At 64.6% G+C, this 17900-nt stretch carries 15 protein-coding genes; 12 read left to right on the forward strand and 3 right to left on the reverse strand.

What is annotated here, in order from left to right; genetic code table 11:
• The first annotated feature begins 11 nt into the window (after positions 1-11).
• The 7 genes from QA642_RS10545 (at position 12) to QA642_RS10575 (ending at position 10745) form a co-directional block, all read left to right on the forward strand.
• Positions 12-962: an ABC transporter permease gene (locus QA642_RS10545; protein ID WP_283084597.1), complete on the forward strand. Its 951-nt coding sequence runs from the start codon at positions 12-14 to the stop codon at positions 960-962.
• 4 nt (positions 963-966) lie between these two features.
• Entirely contained in the window at positions 967-1842 is an 876-nt protein-coding gene (locus tag QA642_RS10550; protein ID WP_283084598.1) for an ABC transporter permease, read from the forward strand.
• 36 nt (positions 1843-1878) lie between these two features.
• Positions 1879-3207 carry an FAD-binding oxidoreductase gene (locus QA642_RS10555; protein WP_283084599.1) on the forward strand — a complete coding sequence of 443 codons (1329 nt, stop codon included), beginning with the start codon at positions 1879-1881 and terminating at the stop codon, positions 3205-3207.
• A gap of 8 nt (positions 3208-3215) precedes the next feature.
• Positions 3216-4142, forward strand: a complete 927-nt coding sequence (locus QA642_RS10560; protein WP_283084600.1) for a glyoxylate/hydroxypyruvate reductase A — start codon at positions 3216-3218, stop codon at positions 4140-4142.
• A 201-nt stretch (positions 4143-4343) separates the two neighbouring features.
• Positions 4344-6212, forward strand: coding sequence for an ABC transporter ATP-binding protein (locus QA642_RS10565; RefSeq protein WP_283084601.1), 1869 nt, complete (start codon positions 4344-4346; stop codon positions 6210-6212).
• A 340-nt stretch (positions 6213-6552) separates the two neighbouring features.
• Positions 6553-7068 carry a hypothetical protein gene (locus QA642_RS10570; protein ID WP_283084602.1) on the forward strand — a complete coding sequence of 172 codons (516 nt, stop codon included), beginning with the start codon at positions 6553-6555 and terminating at the stop codon, positions 7066-7068.
• A 302-nt stretch (positions 7069-7370) separates the two neighbouring features.
• Positions 7371-10745, forward strand: coding sequence for an adenylate/guanylate cyclase domain-containing protein (locus tag QA642_RS10575; protein ID WP_283084603.1), 3375 nt, complete (start codon positions 7371-7373; stop codon positions 10743-10745).
• A 3-nt stretch (positions 10746-10748) separates the two neighbouring features.
• Here QA642_RS10575 and phaZ read toward each other — a convergent pair whose 3' ends face one another.
• Complete coding sequence (gene phaZ / locus QA642_RS10580; RefSeq protein ID WP_283084604.1) at positions 10749-11972, reverse strand: polyhydroxyalkanoate depolymerase; 1224 nt, start codon at positions 11970-11972, stop codon at positions 10749-10751.
• A gap of 159 nt (positions 11973-12131) precedes the next feature.
• On the opposite strand from phaZ, the gene QA642_RS10585 reads away from it, so the two are divergent.
• Positions 12132-12788 carry a glutathione S-transferase family protein gene (locus QA642_RS10585; protein WP_283084605.1) on the forward strand — a complete coding sequence of 219 codons (657 nt, stop codon included), beginning with the start codon at positions 12132-12134 and terminating at the stop codon, positions 12786-12788.
• 281 nt (positions 12789-13069) lie between these two features.
• Here QA642_RS10585 and QA642_RS10590 read toward each other — a convergent pair whose 3' ends face one another.
• On the reverse strand, positions 13070-13294 hold the full coding sequence (locus QA642_RS10590; protein WP_011089440.1) for a hypothetical protein: 225 nt from the start codon (positions 13292-13294) through the stop codon (positions 13070-13072).
• 183 nt (positions 13295-13477) lie between these two features.
• On the opposite strand from QA642_RS10590, the gene QA642_RS10595 reads away from it, so the two are divergent.
• Entirely contained in the window at positions 13478-13834 is a 357-nt protein-coding gene (locus tag QA642_RS10595) for a hypothetical protein (protein WP_283084606.1), read from the forward strand.
• Positions 13835-13843: 9 nt separating this feature from the next.
• Here QA642_RS10595 and QA642_RS10600 read toward each other — a convergent pair whose 3' ends face one another.
• Entirely contained in the window at positions 13844-14947 is a 1104-nt protein-coding gene (locus tag QA642_RS10600; RefSeq protein ID WP_283084607.1) for a mandelate racemase/muconate lactonizing enzyme family protein, read from the reverse strand.
• A gap of 169 nt (positions 14948-15116) precedes the next feature.
• Between QA642_RS10600 and QA642_RS10605 the strand changes: the two genes are divergently transcribed.
• The 3 genes from QA642_RS10605 to QA642_RS10615 all read left to right on the forward strand — a co-directional run bounded on the left by QA642_RS10605 (position 15117) and on the right by QA642_RS10615 (position 17781).
• On the forward strand, positions 15117-15950 hold the full coding sequence (locus QA642_RS10605) for an AraC family transcriptional regulator (RefSeq protein WP_283084608.1): 834 nt from the start codon (positions 15117-15119) through the stop codon (positions 15948-15950).
• Between the two features lie 135 nt (positions 15951-16085).
• Positions 16086-17012 (forward strand): SMP-30/gluconolactonase/LRE family protein, encoded by a 927-nt coding sequence (locus tag QA642_RS10610; RefSeq protein WP_283084609.1) that lies wholly within the window; start codon positions 16086-16088, stop codon positions 17010-17012.
• Between the two features lie 175 nt (positions 17013-17187).
• Complete coding sequence (locus QA642_RS10615) at positions 17188-17781, forward strand: GNAT family protein (RefSeq protein WP_283084610.1); 594 nt, start codon at positions 17188-17190, stop codon at positions 17779-17781.
• The last annotated feature ends 119 nt before the right edge of the window (positions 17782-17900 follow it).

Below are 17900 nucleotides of genomic sequence, written 5' to 3' on the forward strand. Positions count from 1 at the left end.
TGGATCGCCTGATGGCCCGTTACGTCCTCAATCGCCTGGCGCAGGCGGTCATGCTGCTGGTGATCGTCTCCGCGATCGGCTTCGCCCTGCTGCATCTTGCCCCCGGCGGTCCGCTGTCGCAATTCGCGGCCTCTGCGCAGATGACGCAGGAGGATCTCGACCGCGTCACCAAGCAGCTCGGGCTGGATCGCCCGGTGCCGATCCAGTATCTCGACTGGTTCGGCCGTATGCTGAAGGGCGATTGGGGCAAGTCTTATCGCGACGGCGAGGCGGTGCTGTCGGTGATCTCGTCGCATCTCGGTGCGACGCTGGAGCTGATGGTGACGGCGACCATCATCGCGGTGCTGCTCGGCTGCTGGATCGGCATATTGGGCGCACTGAGGCGATATTCGCTGTTCGATTCGCTCGCGACCGTCGGCGCCATGATCGCGCTGTCGATCCCGACCTTCTGGTTCGGCCTCGTCACCATCTACGTGTTTTCAGTGACTCTCGGCTGGCTGCCGGCGGGAAACCGCGAGACCGTCGGCGACGGCTCCTTCCTCGACCTGCTGCACCATCTGATCGCGCCGGCCATGGTGCTGGCGTTGGTGGAGACCGCGATGTGGGGCCGCTTCATGCGTTCCTCCATGCTCGAGGTCATCAACCAGGATTACATCCGCACCGCGCGCGCCAAGGGCATGCCGGAATGGCGCATCCTTACGGTCCACGCGTTACGCAACGCGCTGCTGCCGATGATCACGGTGGCGGGTCTTCAGTTTCCGACGCTGCTCGGCGGCGCGCTGGTGGCCGAGACCGTATTCACCTGGCCCGGCATGGGCCGGCTGTTCCTGGATTCGATCGGCTATCGCGACTATCCCGTGGTGATGGGCATCCTGATGTTCTCGGCGATCATGGTGCTGATCGGCTCGCTGATTGCCGACATCCTCTATGCCGTCGTCGATCCGCGCATCCGGGTGGGCTGAAGCGATGGCGACTGCAGTCTTGTCCACCGCTGGACCCACAGCTAGCCAGGGCGCCTGGCGACGATTCTGCCGGCACCGGCTGGCCTTGGCAGGCGCCGTGACCATTGTCTTTCTCGTCCTCGGCTCGGCGTTCGGTCCTTATCTGCTGCCTTTCGACGACACCTATATCGACATCATGAAGCGGTTCGCGCCGCCGCTCTCGGGCGCGCATATCCTTGGCACCGACGAGCTTGGGCGCGATGTGCTGGCGCGGCTGATGATGGGCGCGCGCATCTCGCTGTCGATCGGCTTCGTCGCGATGGTGATCGCGATGGTGGTCGGCATCGTCGTCGGCGCCTTCGCCGGCTTCTATGGCGGCGTCGTCGGCGCGGTCCTGATGCGGCTCGTCGATGCCGTGCTGTGCTTTCCGACGATTTTCCTGCTGCTCGCGCTGGCAGCGCTCACCGAGCCCGGCTTCGTCACCACCACGGTACTGATCGCGGCGACCGCCTGGATGTGGGTGGCCCGCGTCGTCGAGGCCCAGGTGCGCTCGCTGCGGGAACGCGAGTTTGCGGTGGCAGCACTCGCCTTCGGCTCGTCGAACCTGCGGATCATGTTCCGCGAGCTCGTGCCCAATGCGATCGCGCCGATCGTGGTTGCGGCGACGCTCAACGTCGCCAAGGCGATCCTGCTGGAATCCTATCTCAGCTATCTCGGCTACGGCATCCAGCCGCCGGCCGCGAGCCTCGGCAACATGCTCAACAACGCGCAGATCTATTTGACCAGCGCGCCCTGGCTGGCGATCGCGCCCGGCGTCGTCATCACCCTGGCCGTGACCAGCTTCAACTTCCTCGGTGACGGCCTGCGCGATGCGCTCGACCCGCGCATGAACATCCCATGACAAGATCTCGATCGAACTGACCTCCAGGAGTGCCCCATGTCCCCGCCGCTCAACCGTATCAACAGCGATGAACGCCTGCCGGCGCAGGTGGACGTCGTCGTCATCGGCGGCGGCGTCATCGGCGTCTCCGCGGCCTATCATCTCGCCAAGAAGGGCCATTCCGTCGCTCTCGTCGAGAAGGGCCATGTCGGCGGCGAACAGTCGAGCCGCAATTGGGGCTGGTGCCGCCAGCAGGGCCGCGCACGCGAGGAGATTCCGCTCGCGCGCGAGGCGCTGCTTCTGTGGGAGGACATGCAGAACGATGCCGGCGTCGATGCCGGCTTCCGCCGCACCGGCGTGTTGTTCCTCACCAAGAGCAAGGACGAGCTCGCCGGCTGGGAGCGCTGGGCCGCGATTGCGCGCGAGCAGCAGGTGCACTCGACCGTGCTGACGCCGGCTGAGGTCGCCGAGCGCATGCCGGGTAATGCCGACACATGGGTCGGCGGCCTGCACACGCCGAGCGACGGCCGCGCGGAGCCGTCGATGGCCGTGCCCGCGCTCGCGACCGCCGCGCGCAAGCATGGCGTCACCATCCATCAGGGCTGCGCCGCGCGGGGACTGGAGACGACAGGCGGGAAGGTCAGCGCCGTCGTCACCGAGAAGGGCACCATCCGCACGCAAGCCGTGCTGCTGTCGGGCGGGGCATGGTCGTCGCTGTTCTGCCGCCGCCACGGCATCGAGCTGCCGATCGGCCTCGTCAATGCCACGGCGTGCCGGACGACGCCCGGACCGGAGATCACCGCGGGCGCGCTCGGCACGGATTTCTACTGCATCCGCCGCCGCCTCGACGGCGGCTTCACGCTCGCACTGCGCAACCGCGGTACGGTCGAGCTGTCGCCCGACCTGTTCCGCTACGCGTGGACCTTCTGGCCGACCTATCAGCATCGCAAGAACGGGCTGAAGCTGTCGTTCGGCAAGTCGTTCTTCGACCAGATCATGCGCGGCACCAGCTGGAGTTTTGACAAGCCGTCGCCGTTCGAGGCCGAGCGCGTGCGCGATCCCGCGCCCGACATGTCGCTGGTCAACGCGGCACTGGCCTCGCTGATCAAGTCCAATCCGGAGTTGAAGGAGATCAAGGTCGCGGAAGCCTGGGGCGGCACGATCGACTGCACGCCCGACACCATTCCGGTGATCTCACCGGTCGACGCGCTGCCGGGCTTCTTCCTTGCCACCGGCTTCTCCGGCCACGGTTTCGGCATTGGTCCCGCGGCCGGCAAGCTCGCCGCCGACATCGTCACCGGCTCGACGCCGCTGGTCGATCCCGCCGCCTACAGCCACAAGCGCATGATCGACGGCCGGCGCCTCGCGCCGGTCAGCCCGTTCTGAGGGGCGGCATGACGGTCCTCTACAAGGCCAATCTGGTTCGCGGGGCGGAATGGGCGCGCTTCTTCGCCGAGCGCGCGCCCGACGTGCCGTTCCGGCTCTGGCCCGACATCGGCGATCCCAACGCGGTACGCTATCTGGTCGCCTGGCAGCCGCCGGACGACATCGCGGCGACGTTCCCAAATCTCGAGCTGGTGTTCTCGGTCGGCGCCGGCGTCGATCAGTTCGACATCACAAAACTTCCGCCGCATGTTCCGTTGGTCCGCATGATGGAGCCCGGCATTACCGATCGCATGGTCGAATATGCCTGCATGTCCGTGCTGGCGCTGCATCGCGATCTCGTGCAGTTCATCTCCCAGCAGCGCGAGCAGGTCTGGCGTGAGCTCCCCGCGACCTACACCGGTGAGCGGCGTGTTGGCGTGATGGGGCTTGGCCTGCTCGGCCAGGCTGTGCTCGAACGACTCAAATCATTTGGCTTCTCGCTGCTCGGCTGGAACCGTTCGCCGCGCGAAATCGACGGCGTCACCTGTTATGCGGGCGCGGAGGCCTTGCCGGATTTCCTGGGACAGTCCGACATTCTCGTCTGCCTGCTGCCGTTGACCTCGGAGACACGCGGCATCCTCAACGCTGATCTGTTCGCGCATCTGCCGCGCGGCGCGCGGTTGCTCAATGTCGGGCGAGGCGGGCATCTGGTTGAGGCCGATCTCATCGTGGCGCTCGACAGTGGGATACTCTCTGCCGCCGTGCTCGACGTCGCCGAGCCCGAGCCGCTGCCGGCGGGCCATCCGTTCTGGAGCCATCCGCGCATTCTGCTGACGCCGCACATTGCCAGTACGACGAAGCCGGAGACGGCGGTCGATTACGTGCTCGACACCATCGCGCGCCACCGCCGGGGCGAGCCCTTGCCGGGGCGTATCGACCGTGATCGCGGCTATTGAGGGTGTGATGGTGATGTTGACCTCGCTGCAGCCACGGACTCGGTTCACCTCTCCCGCTTGCGGGAGAGGTCGCGCCAAAGGCGCGGGTGAGGGCTCTCCCCTCCTGAGGGTTCTCGATTGTGGAGACACCCTCTCCCCAACCCTCCCCCGCAAGCGGGGGAGGGGGCTCACCTTCTTCACGGCAAGCGCTGGGGGCATTGCATGAGTATCGGCGCCAGCAGATCGGACCAGACCGTTGCCGAAGCGCGCACGCCGGTGCTGTCGGTCGCGGGCCTCACCACGTCCTTCATGCGCGAACGTGAATGGATCCCCGTTGTCCGTAACGTCTCATTCGACATCGCGCCGCGCGAAACCGTGGCCATCGTCGGCGAATCCGGCTCAGGCAAGAGCGTCACCGCGCTCTCGATCATGCGACTCGTGCCGAAGGAGAGTGGCCGCATCGAGGGCCGCGTCACGCTTGCCGGCCGCGATCTGCTGACGATGCCCGAAGCGAGCATGAAGGATATCCGCGGCAATGACGTCGCCATGATCTTCCAGGAACCGATGACGAGCCTCAATCCGGTGCTCACCATCGGCTTCCAGATCGCGGAAGCGCTGATCCAGCATCGCGGCCTGTCGCGTGCGGCGGCCGAGGCCGAGACCATCCGCCTGCTCGACCGCGTCCGCATTCCCGCGGCGAAATCGCGCTTCCACGAGCATCCGCACCGATTCTCCGGCGGGATGCGCCAGCGCGTGATGATCGCGATGGCGCTCGCCTGCAAGCCGAAGCTGCTGATCGCCGACGAGCCGACCACCGCGCTCGACGTCACCATCCAGGCCCAGATCCTGGAGCTCTTGAAGGAGCTTCAGCGGGAGGAGGGGATGTCGATCCTCTTCATCACCCACGACATGGGCGTGGTCGCCGAGATCGCAGATCGCACGGTGGTGATGTATGGCGGCCAGGCGGTGGAGACGGACGCGACCGCGCGCATCTTCGCCGCGCCCTCGCATCCCTATACGCGCGCGCTGCTGTCTGCGGTGCCGCGGCTCGGCTCGATGGACGGCCGTCCGCGGCCGATGCGCTTTCCCATCGTCGACAAGGTGACGGGCACCTCGGACGAGCCGGCGGAGACGCCGGATACAGTCTCGACGGCCGAGCGTCCGCTGCTTGAAGTGTCAAACCTCACCACGCGCTTTCCGATCCGCTCGGGCTTGTTCGGAAAGGTTTCGGGCCGCGTCCATGCAGTCGAGAACGTCTCCTTCACCTTGCGCGCCGGCGAGACGCTGGCGCTGGTCGGCGAGTCCGGCTGCGGCAAGTCGACGACGGGACGTTCGATCCTCAAGCTGACGGAGCCGGACGCAGGCACCGTTCTGATCGACGGGCAGGACGTGCTCGCCATGAACGGCCGCACCTTGCGCGACTTCCGAAAGCACATGCAGATCGTGTTTCAGGATCCGTTCGCGAGCCTCAATCCGCGCATGTCGGTGGGCACGGCGATCGCCGCGCCCTTGCTCGCCAACGGGCTCGCCACGGCGTCGCAGGCGCGCGACAAGGTCGCCGACCTGCTCGTGCGCGTTGGTCTCACCGCCGACATGGCCGCGCGCTTTCCGCATGAATTCTCCGGCGGCCAGCGCCAGCGCATCTGCATCGCGCGCGCGCTCGCGCTCGGACCGAAGCTGATCGTCGCCGACGAGGCGGTGTCCGCGCTCGACGTGTCGGTCAAGGCGCAGGTGGTGAACCTGATGCTCGATCTTCAGGCCAGCATGGGCCTCGCCTATCTCTTCATTTCCCACGACATAGCGGTGGTCGAGCGCATGAGCCATCGCGTCGCGGTGATGTATCTCGGCGAGATCGTCGAGATCGGCCCGCGCGCGGATGTGTTCGGCAATCCCCAGCATCCCTACACGAAGAAGTTGATGGCCGCCGTGCCGGTGCCCGACCCGTCACGACGCGGCACCAGGCGCGAGGCGTCGAACGACGAGATCAGAAGCCCGGTGCGCGCACCGGGTTACCAGCCGCCGTTGCGACAATATCGCGAGGTCTCACCGGGGCACGTCGTGCAGGTCTGGGGCGAGGAGTGGTCGGCCTGACTGCGAGCTTCACACGTGCTCCGGAAATTGTGACCGGATGGAGCGGCAGCGAACAGCGGTCTGTGAACCGCTTCATAGTTCATCCCTCACGTTTTGAACTACGACTCTCGCAAGAAATTGCCGCACCCGGACCTGCTCGACAACACGGGTGAGTTGCAATACCTGCGCTGCCGCGTGCTCCGCAGCTTTGGATTGGCCCCTCGCCTTCGCGAGCAAGCCAGCCCCATCACTCAGCACAGATCTTTCAGAAATTGGAATCTAGGGCATCGAGAATCGCGTCCCGGCAGATTCGATCTGGGGTCGGCCAGTAGGCTGCCAAGTACTCAGAAGGAGCCCCCCAATGAAGATAAGCAGCGCAAATTCCAACGCATTTTCCCTCACAAGGTACGTCGGCAGTCTGGGGATTGCCCGTTCCAGTCTGATCAGGTCGGCCCATATCCTTGAAAGAATTGGGCTGGCAGCCGTCGGAGCCTCTTGCGGCCTCTATGTGGGTGCGACCCTGTTGCGTCAGAAAGGCGGACTGTTTGAAAGCGGCTGGATCGTGCTGATCACAATGCTCTACGGAGCTCTCAGCTATTATGTCGGAATTGACTTGTCCGGCAACGTCGCACGGCGGCCGAAATCGAGCATCTCGGAAGAATGGAACGGTTCGGAGTCGGCTGAAATCATGAGTGCGGCTGGCACGTTCGGCGCAGCGATTGCCGCGACTCTGTCCGTCAGTATTCTTGTCCTTGATCAAAATCTATCCAACGGTCTTATAAGCTTTGTTGCCGGCTGCTGGGCGGTAGGTTCTTCGCTTCAGGTTGCGGCGGGCACGATGGCGCGCAACCACGAAGCGCCGGTGAACGAGCAATGAAGGAAGTGCGCTCGCGGAAATACCTCCAGCTGGGCATCGTATGTGAGCACAAGCCGCAGTGTCGGTCTGAGTGAGTCGTGACGACTCATCGCAACCTCTGCCGTCCAACGCTGCGTGCCCGCGATGTTTGGTCGCGCAGGCGTCCGCATCGAGCCATGTCCTGATCGAAGCGCCGTCGGTAACGAGTAACCTAATTTTCGCAAAACAAAACAGGGCGTGCCATCATAGTGCCGTTGGCATATTGTCTCGGCGCGGCCGTGGTCCAAGAGTCTGCTAATCGCCAGCCATGAGATGGGTGAGCCATGCAGATTGCGGAATGGCTCGAGAAGCTAGGGCTTGGGCAATACGCGGAGCGCTTTGCCCAGAATGGGATCGACGTAAGCGTCCTTCCCGAGCTGATGGATGAGGACTTTGACAAGCTCGGAGTCCTGCTCGGTCATCGCCGCAAGATGTTGCGTGCCATTGCGGACCTCGATCCGGCCGCATTGATCGCATCACCGGCTCCTCCTCACGACGCCGAGCGGCGCCACCTCACCGTCATGTTTTGCGATCTGGTCGGTTCGACCGCGCTCTCGGCACGTCTCGATCCCGAGGATATGTGGGAAGTGATCCGGGTCTACCGCGCCGCATGCGCGCGCGTCATCGCGGCTTATGACGGCAGCATCGCCAGGTTCGTCGGTGACGGAATACTCGTCTATTTCGGCTATCCGCGCGCCCACGAGGATGATGCGGAGCGCGCAGTACGCGCGGGCCTCGACATCATCTCCGCGATCCGCCAGCTCAAGACAGGCGCCGGCGAACGGGTCGAGTTGCGGATTGCAGTTGCGACCGGACTTGTGGTGGTCGGCGACCTCATCAGTGGCGAGGCGTCAGAGGAGCACGCGACCATCGGCGATACGCCAAACCTGGCCGCCCGGCTTCAGAGCCTGGCCGAACCGGGAGTGGTCGTCGTTGCGTCATCGACGCGCCGGCTGCTCGGGGATCTCTTCACTTTTCGCAATCTCGGCCGCCGCGAAGTCAAGGGGATAGGCGAACCCATCGCGGTATGGGCGGTGGAAGGAGCGACGGCATCCGAGAGCCGCTTCGAGGCGGTCCGCGCCGCGCGCTCGATCGGCTTTGTCGGCCGCAAGGATGAGATCGAATTCATTCTCTCGCGCCAGCGCGAGGCTTGGCAGGGCCAGGGCCAGATCGTGTTGATTTCCGGCGAAGCGGGCATCGGCAAGTCGCGCATCGTCGCAACGCTGTCCGAAAGTCCCTCGTTGGGGACGCACCGTCGGGTGCGATATCAGTGCTCGCCCTACCATACCAACAGTGCGCTTCATCCCTTCGTCGCCCAGCTCGAGCGCGCCGCGGGAATCCGCTCGCACGACACGCCAGAACAAAAGCTCGACAAGCTCGAGGCAATGCTGGCGCTTGGAACCCAGCAGGTCGGCCGGGCAACACCGCTGATTGCGGCGCTGCTTTCGATTCCGACCGCTGACCATTGCTCGCCCCTCGGCTTGAGCCCGGCGCAGCAGCGGCGACAGACCTTTGCCGCCCTTCTCGATCAGCTCGAGGGGCTGGCGCGAGATCAGCCTCTGCTGATCATCTGCGAGGATTTGCATTGGGCCGATGCCACGACGCTCGAGCTGTTCGATCTCGCGGTCGATCGGATCAGGGCGCTGCCGATCCTCGTGCTGATGACATCCCGGCCGGAATTCGAGCCATCCTGGTCGGGCCTTGCCAATGTCAGCCTGTTGCGGCTCGACCGGCTCGATCGGCAGGACACGCGCGCGCTGGTCGAACAGGTGGTTGTCGGTCGCCAGCTGCCACGCGAGATGATGAAGCAGATCATCGACAAGACGGATGGCGTCCCGCTGTTCGTCGAGGAGTTGACCAAGATGGTGCTGGAGTCCGGCCTGCTCGTCGAAGATGCCGGGCGCTATCGCCTGAATAGTCCGCTCCCGCCGCTTGCGATTCCCGCCACGCTGCAGGATTCGCTGATGGCTCGGCTCGACCGGCTCGCTCCAGTCAAGGAGGTGGCGCAGATCGGCGCCGCGATCGGCCGCGACTTCTCATACGCGCTGCTGAAATACGTGGCGGGACGCGATGATCTGACGCTCAGCGCTGCGCTAGCACAGCTCGAAGAGGCCGAACTTCTGCTTCGCCGTGGGGCGCCGCCCGAATCAAACTATAGCTTCAAGCACGCCCTTGTTCAGGAAGCTGCCTACGAGAGTCTGCTCAAGAGCAAGCGGCAGCTGCTTCACACGCGAATTGGCGAGGTCCTGCGCGAGAAGTTTCCAGTCGTCGCCGAGACTGAGCCGGAAGTTCTGGCCCATCACTTCACCGAAGCGGGGCTGAGCGAGGTCGCCGTCGAATGGTGGCGCAGGGCGGGCCAGCAGGCGCTGAAGCGCTCCGCCTATTCCGAGGCGGTCGCGCATCTCGGCAAGGCGGTTGCGACCGCTGACGAACTGCCTGACGAACCCCGCCGGGCGATGAGCAGGCTGCATCTTCAAATCTCATATGGCCGTGCACTAAGGGGTAGCCTCGGGCACAGCGCCCCCGAAACGATCGCGGCATGGACGCGCGCGCGCCAGTTCGCAACCGACATCGACGATCCCGTTGAACTTGCGCCTGTTCATTCGGGACTCTTCAATGCCTGCTTGACACATGGCGAACTTGCTCCGATGCGGGAGCTGGCGGATGCCATCGGCAGCGCCGCTGACCGGCGACCGGACTCGCCGCTGGCCGCCATCGTTGCTCATTGGACAGGCGGCGTCACCTGCTGGTTCGGGGGCGATTACGTCAACGCGAGAGCGCATCTCGAGCAGGCGCTGGCCATCTATGATGCCGAACCGGATCCCGCGACATTCAGGGCTTCGACACTGGATCTGCCGTTCGTGATCATGAGATTTCTTGCCCTGGTGCTTTGGCCGCTCGGCATCACCGCTCGCGCACGCCAGCTCGCCGCCGAAGCGGTGGGTGCTTCGGGAGAACAACGGGCGCTTTCACGGGCCAATGCGCTGGTCCATCGCGCTGTGTTCGACGGCGTATGCGGGGGCATGTTGCAGCAAACAGAGACGATCCTGGCGCTCGGTCTCGCGCGCGACCACACGATGCCGCTGTATGTGGCCGCGGGCACCTACCTGAATGGCCTCGCCAAGTGGCGTGCCGGCGAGCGAATGGCCGGACTGGCGGACATGCGTCACGGCTGGACCTTGCTGCACGAGAACGATTGCTACCTTTGCGAGCCGTTTTGGGGGATGCATGTCGCCGTGGCGAATGCAGAGGTAGGCGAGGTCGAAACCGGGCTGGAAATCCTGAATGAACTGATCGCCCGGACCGCACAGTCCGGCCAGCATTGGCTCGATGCCGAGCTGTATCGTGTCCGCGGAACGCTTTTGTCGCGCCACGATTGTTCGGACGAATTCAGTGCCGAAGACGACCTCAAGCGAGCGCTGAACATCGCGCGACATCAGCAGACGAAGACGTTCGAGCTGCGCAGCGCCCTTGGACTTGCTCGCCTGCACAAGGCAAATGGCCGGGCAGGTGCGGCATCCGAAGTGCTCGCGCCCGTGCTCGCCGAATTCGAGGCGGAGCGTCATCTTCCTGAATTCGTGGAAGCGCAAGAGCTGCTCGCGCAAGAGCATGAGGCACGCGCCGTTTCCCCGGCGGTTCGTCTTGGCGGCAGAGAATGACGGCTACGAATTGACGTGCACGAAATCCCGCAGCAGCGGATAGATCTCGTTGTTCCAGCGCTTGCCCGAGAATACGCCGTAATGGCCGACGCCGGCCTGCATGTGGTGGACGCGGCGATAGGCGCGCACGCCAGTGCAAAGGTCTTGCGCCGCCAGCGTCTGGCCGATCGAGCAGATGTCGTCCTTCTCGCCCTCGACCGTCATCAGGCCCATACGGCTGACGGCTTTCGTGTTCACTGGACGGCCCCGATGCATCAGCTTGCCTTGCGGCAACAGGTGCTCCTGGAATACGTCGCGCACGGTCTCGATGTAGAACTCCGCGGGCAGGTCCATCACCGCGAAGTATTCGTCGTAGAAGGTCTTGATGCTCGCCGCCTTCTCCTTCTCGCCCTTGGCGATGTGGTTGGCGAGATCCATGTGCTGCTTGATGTGGCGCTCGAGATTCATCGAGACGAAGGCGGTGAGCTGCACGAAGCCGGGATAGACCTTGCGCAGCGCGCCGCGGCATTGCACCGGCACGTAATTGATCAGGTTCTGCTCGAACCAATCGATCGGCCGGCTCTTGGCGAACTCGTTGACCCGGGTCGGCTGGATCCGCGTGTCGATCGGGCCGGCCATCAGCGTCAGCGTCGCCGGACGTGACGGATGATTGTCCTCGCACATGATCGCGGCGGCCGCGAGCGCGGAGACCGACGGCTGGCAGATCGCCACCATATGCGGCCGCGGGCCGAGCTGTCCCAGGAAGTCGATGAGATGCTCGGTGTAGTCGTCGAGGCCGAAGCGGCCCTCCTTGCGCGGAATGTCGCGTGGGTTGTGCCAATCGGTGATGTAGACGTCGTGGTCCTGGAGCAGCGTCTTCACCGTGCCGCGCAAGAGCGTGGCGAAATGGCCGGACATCGGCGCCACCAGCAGCATGCGCGGCTGTTCGGGCGCGCCATCCTTCTTGAAATGCAGCAGCGAGCCGAACGGCGTCGCATAGGCGATCTCCTCGGTGATGCCGATCTCGCGATTGCCGACCATGACGCTGTCGATGCCGTAGGCCGGGCGGTCATAGGTGAGGGTGGCGCGCGAGATCAGCTCCAGTGCGGCCGAGAGCCGGCCGACGACCTGATCCGACAGGCCCTGCGGTACCAGATTGAGGAATTTGAGCGCGGACGAGGCCCCCGCCCGCCACGGCGCCGTCAGGTCCATATGGTTCTGAAAGGCCTGATAATACATCGACATCATACTGAAAGCCCGGTTGCCCCGTGTTGCTATGCAATATCGACGCCAAGCCGGACGTGACCGCCGCAGAATTGGCACGTCGCTTGCTGCTCTTTTCGCGGGAAGCACAGGCAATGCGCACGCCCGCGCGATGCCCACGATCAGGCGTGAGGGAAGGGCCCTATGGCGAAGGCGACACTGACCATCAGCAGCAAGAACTATTCGTCCTGGTCGCTGCGTGGCTGGCTGCTGGCGAAATTCTCAGGCCTCGATTTCGAGGAGATCGTTACCGCGCCCGACGATCCTTCGGCGCGCGCGGAGATCCTGCTGCTGTCGTCCTCGATCCTGGTGCCGTGCCTGCGGCACGAAGGCGCGACCGTCTGGGACACGCTGGCGATCGCCGAATACCTCAACGAGGTGATGCCGTCAGCCGGCTTGCTGCCTGACGACCGGGTCCAGCGCGCGCATTGCCGCTCGATCTCAGGCGAAATCCATTCCGGCTTCACCACGCTGCGCGCCTCGCTGCCAGTCAATCTGAAAGGGCACTTCCCCGGCTTCAAGATCTGGTCGCGCGCGCAGGCCGACATCGACCGCGTCTGGTTCATCTGGCGCGACTGCCTGGAGCAATCCGGCGGACCGTTCCTGTTCGGCGAGCGGCGCACCATGGCGGATGCGATGTACGCTCCCGTGGTGACGCGTTTCGTCACCTATGACGTCAAGCTCGAGCCGCAGCTGAAAGCCTATGCCGATACCATCATGGCGATGCCCGAGATGGAGGAATGGATCGCGGCGGCGCGGGAAGAACCGGCCGAGATCGAGGAGCTCGAGGTCGAATATTAGGCAGGCGCGGCGACGCCCTGCCTGTTTTGGGGGCGAGGCTTAGGGCCTCGCCCTCCAGCTAGGATGTCCTTGAACCCGTTAACGTTTAGCGCCCGCCATTGGCCCAGCCGTGCCCGCGCGCTGCGCAGATATTGTGTACCCGTTCGGGCTGATTGCGACATCTAGCCGTGAACAGCCGCGTACGGAACCTTTCGGCTGATTCGGACGTGATTCGTTCGGGCCGCGTTCTGTTGGTTAAGACGGAGCGCGGCCCCGTTGCGTTTTGAGACAGGCGCGGCCCGTCAGGCCACGCCGCTGTGCTTCACCCGTGGCAGGCGCCAGCCGATCACGGTGGCTTCCACCGCGATGCCGGCCTCGTGGTTCTGCCAGCGTCCCTCGACATAGCGGCAGGCGAACGGCAGTTGATACGTTCCGCTGTGGTCCTCGCACAAGACTTCAACCGGCAGTCCAGGTGGCGGTTCTCCGGCGCCGTCGAACTCCGCCAGACGTCTATCGCGCGTTGCCATTCGAAAAATCTCCCCTAAACAAAGCCGCGAAAGAGCGCCCACTTCTCCCGCGCGCGGATCATCATTCCCCGTCAGAGGGAACAGGCGCAAGCTCAACGCGAGAATGCGGTACGAGTGTGGTAGCCTCCGGCGGCTGCGCGCAAACAGCGCACATTGACGTGATCGATTTGATAGGAACCTTTCATGCTGCTTCGAAATGCCGGCGCTTGTTTCGCAATGTTGCTGCTCGCCGCGCTGGTTAACGCGCCGGCCTGCGCGCAGGACGTGCCCGGCATCGAGATCTGCACGGTCGAGAAGACCATGGAGCGGCGCACCAGCTGCCTGCAGAGCAATGTCGACTTCCTTCAGAAGACGATCACCAAGCTCAACCTCGATCATCAGCAGAAGCTGGATGCGGCAAATCGCCAGATCGATGCGCTGAAGGCGAGCCTCGCCGGCTTGCAGAAGACGCTCGGCGATCTCCAGGCCGCGCAGACCAAGATCGCCGAGGACGTGAAGAAGAAGCAGGACGCACCGCCGCCGAAGGATGCGCAGAAATAAGCGCGCCGATTACACGACTCGATATCGCTCGATCACGTCGCGATCGGGCTCATAACCAAGTCCGGGTCCGGTCGGCACCGCGACATGACCGGTGGCATCGGCGTCGGCGCGGCCGCCCCAGAGGCAGGCTTCGCGCTTGAGATAGAACATCTCGACGAGCCCGTCGTCGCGGGTCGCCAGCAGATGCAGCGTCGCCAGAAGGCCGGGACCAAAGTAGGGAGAGTGCGGGACGATCTTGACGCCGAACTGATCCGCTGCTGCGGCGACCTTCAGGAATTCAGTGATGCCGCCCACCTTCGTCACCGACGGCTGCGCGTGGCTCACCGCGCCGGCATTCATCATCTGGCGGAATTGATATTCGGTGCAGGCGTTCTCGCCGGCGGCGACGCCGAGCCCGCCCTTGCTGCGGACGTCGGCGAGCGTGGCGAAGTCTTCCGGTGGCCAGACCGGCTCCTCCAGGAACATCGGCTGCGCGTCCGCGCATGCCCTCGCGAACGCGATCGCCTGTTCGCCCGACAGCGGGCAGTTCATGTCGACCATCAGCGGAATGTTGGGTCCGATCGCATCGCGCGCGGCGAACACCGCAGGCGTCGTGGTCTCGTGCAGCTTGATGGCGCCATAGCCGAGCGCGAGCGCCTTCCGGCATTCGCCGGCGATGTTGTCGGGCGAGCCGATCCGCAGCAGGCTCGCATAGGCGGGAATGGACGAGCGCCTGGTCTCGCCGAGCAGCCGATGCAGCGGCACGCCCTTGATCTTCGCAGCGATGTCCCACAGCGCGATGTCGAGTCCTGAGATCGCGAACATGGTGATGCCGTAGCGGCCGAACAGATGCAGGTTGCGCTGGATCTGCTCCATCGCTGCCGGAATGCCGGCTGCATCGGTCACCTTCAGCCCGCGCGCCTGCGGCGCGATCATCTCCTCGACGGCGCTGCGCGTGGTGCGCGGACAGACATAGGCAAAGGCATCGCCCCAGCCGGTCAATCCGGAATCGGTCGTGACCTCGACCAGCACCATGTCGAGCGCGGAGATGGCGGAGGCGCCCTGGCGAAAGCTCGCAACGCCGGCGTCATAGGGGATGCGGATATGGTGCGCCCGCACATCGGTGATTTCCATGACGCGGTTCCCCTTTCTGGTGAGCGGTTTCAACGAGTGTAGCCGCGAACACGAAGGCGTTGCCAGTGGCTATTCCCGGACTATCCTCATGCGGGAACAGCAATGCCGATCAAGCGCGATAGGAGGCATTGGCGCATCATCGCCACGCTTCGAACGAGAGACGCAACCCATGAACCCAGCCCAGCGCGCGCTCTGGTACATCGAGAGTCATCTCGCCGAGCCGATGACGCTCGACGAGATCGCCGCGGTCTCAGGCGTGTCCCGGTTCCACATCGTGCGCGCGTTTGCCGCGGCCACCGGCTTGCCGGTGATGCGCTACGTGCGCGCGCGTCGGCTGAGTGAAGCGGCGCGCAGCCTTGCGGGGGGCGCGCCGGACATTCTCAGCCTGGCGCTGGAGGCGGATTACGGCTCGCACGAAGCATTCACCCGCGCGTTCCGCGACCAGTTCGGCACCACACCCGAAGCGGTGAGGGCGGCAACGTGCCTCGACAAACTCAAGCTACAGGAGCCGATCCTCATGGACTCCACCATGCTCGACAATCTCGCCCCGCCGCGTTTCGAAACCGCAAAGGCCTTCCTGGTTGCCGGCCCCGCCGAGCGTATCGCTTGCGACAAGGGCGCCATGATCCCCGGTCTGTGGCAGCGCTTCCACCAGGAGGTCGCCGACATTCCCGCGCGCGTCGGCAACATCGCTTATGGCGTCTGCTGCAACGGCGATGATGCCGGGAATTTCGATTACATCGCCGGCGTCGAGGTCGCCGATTTCTCCGACCTGCCGCGGCGCTTCGGCCGCATCCGCATTCCCGAGCAGCGCTATGCGGTGTTCACCCACACCGACCACGTCGCCTCGGTCAGGCGCACCGTCAACACGATCTGGAATCAGTGGCTGCCGGCCTCTGGCCTCAAGGCCGCAGACGCGCCGACCTTCGAGCGCTATGACGAAAAATTCGATCCCGCAACCGGCAATGGCGGCTTTGAAATCTGGCTGCCGGTGCGAGAGTAGCGCGCAACGCTGGCATACCATCCCGCTTGCTTGGCAAGCCCGGATGACTTTGTCATAACCGCAGGCAAATCTTGCGTGTGGAGCCCGTGCCGGACATCCCGTGCAAGCCATAACAAGCAGCCGGGAGGGTCCCACATGTCCGACGTCCGCGTTCTCGCCACCGACCTCGAATTTCCCGAAGGGCCGGTCGTGATGCCGGACGGCTCGGTGGTGCTGGTGGAAATCCGCGGCCAGCGCCTGACCCGTGTCTACCCCGACGGCCGCAAGGAGATCGTCGCGAAAGTGCCGGGCGGCCCGAACGGCGCCGCCCTCGGTCCCGACGGCAAGATCTACATTTGCAACAATGGCGGCTTCTCCTGGATCCCGACCCGCAACATGATCATGCCGGGTCCGCAACCCGACGATTATCTCGGCGGCTCGATCCAGCGCGTCGACCTGCAATCCGGCAAGGTCGAGACCGTCGTGACCAGATGCGGCGAGCACGATCTGCGCGGGCCGAACGATCTCGTCTTCGACAAGCAGGGCGGCCTGTGGTTCTCCGATCTGGGAAAACGCCGCGCGCGCGAGATGGATGTCGGCGGCATGTATTACCTCAAGCCCGGCATGAGCGAGATCGTTGAGGTGGTGCATGGCGTGCTGCCCGCGAACGGCATCGGCCTCTCGCCGGACGAGAACACCGTCTACATCGCGGAGACGCCGACGGCCCGGCTCTGGGCCTACGAGCTGTCCGCGCCCGGCACGCTGAAGCCGCGCGACGTGATCTATCGCGGCGAGCGGGGCACGCCGATCTGCGGTCTCGGCGGCTACCAGATGTTCGATTCGCTCGCGGTCGAGGGAGGCGGCAATGTCTGCGTCGCCACCCTCGTTTCCGGTTGCATCTCGGTGATCGCGCCCGACGGTACCCTGGTCGAGCAGGTCCCGACCGGCGACCGCGTCACCACCAATATCGCCTTCGGCGGCCCCGAGCTGAAGACCGCCTACATCACGCTGTCAGGCAAGGGCGAGCTGATCGCCATGGACTGGCCGCGCGGCGGTTTGCCTCTCAATTTCCTGAACAAGTGAGAATGTGTTGAGCCGGCATTCTGAACGTGCTGTACAAATTCTTCCGTCATTCCGGGATGCGTGCGCGAGCACGCAGGCCCGGAATCCATAACCCCGGCTCGTGGTTATGGATTCCGGGCTCGCCGCTTCGCGTCGCCCCGGAATGACGATCAGTCGTTTTCTTGGAGACACCGCAATGCCCTGGCCTGATCCCATCACCCTGCGTGGACAGCACGCCCGTCTGGAGCCGCTGTCGAAAGAGCATCGCGAAGGGCTGATGGAGGCCGTGAAGGAGGGCGAGCTCTACACAATCTGGTACACCGCGATCCCGACGCCGGAGAACGTCGGCAAGGAGATCGACCGCCGCCTCGGCCTCCAGGCCGCCGGCTCGATGCTGCCGTTCACCGTGTTCGATGCCGGCGGCAAGGTCGTCGGCCAGACCACCTACATGAACATCGATGCCGCCAACCGCCGTGTCGAGATCGGCTCGACCTGGTATGCGAAGAGCGCGCAGCGTGGCCCGCTCAACACCCAGTGCAAGCTGCTGCTGCTTACCCATGCCTTCGAGACGCTGAACTGCATCGCGGTCGAGTTCCGCACCCACTTCTTCAACCACCAGAGCCGCCGCGCCATCGAGCGTCTCGGCGCCAAGCAGGACGGCATCTTGCGCAGCCACCAGGTCGCGCCGAACGGCACGCTGCGCGACACCGTGGTCTACAGCATCACCGCCGCCGAATGGCCGACAGTGAAAACGCATCTGAACTATCAACTCAACGAAAAGCCGCGCTAGAGATGATGTGCAACGGTTTGGCTGCGGGCTCGATCACCTCTCCTCTGGGGAGAGGTCGCGCCGAAGGCGCGGGTGGGGGGAACGGTCTCTCGTGGGACCTGAACCCCTCACCCGATTTG

This window comes from Bradyrhizobium sp. CB2312, assembly GCF_029714425.1.
GTDB lineage: Bacteria > Pseudomonadota > Alphaproteobacteria > Rhizobiales > Xanthobacteraceae > Bradyrhizobium.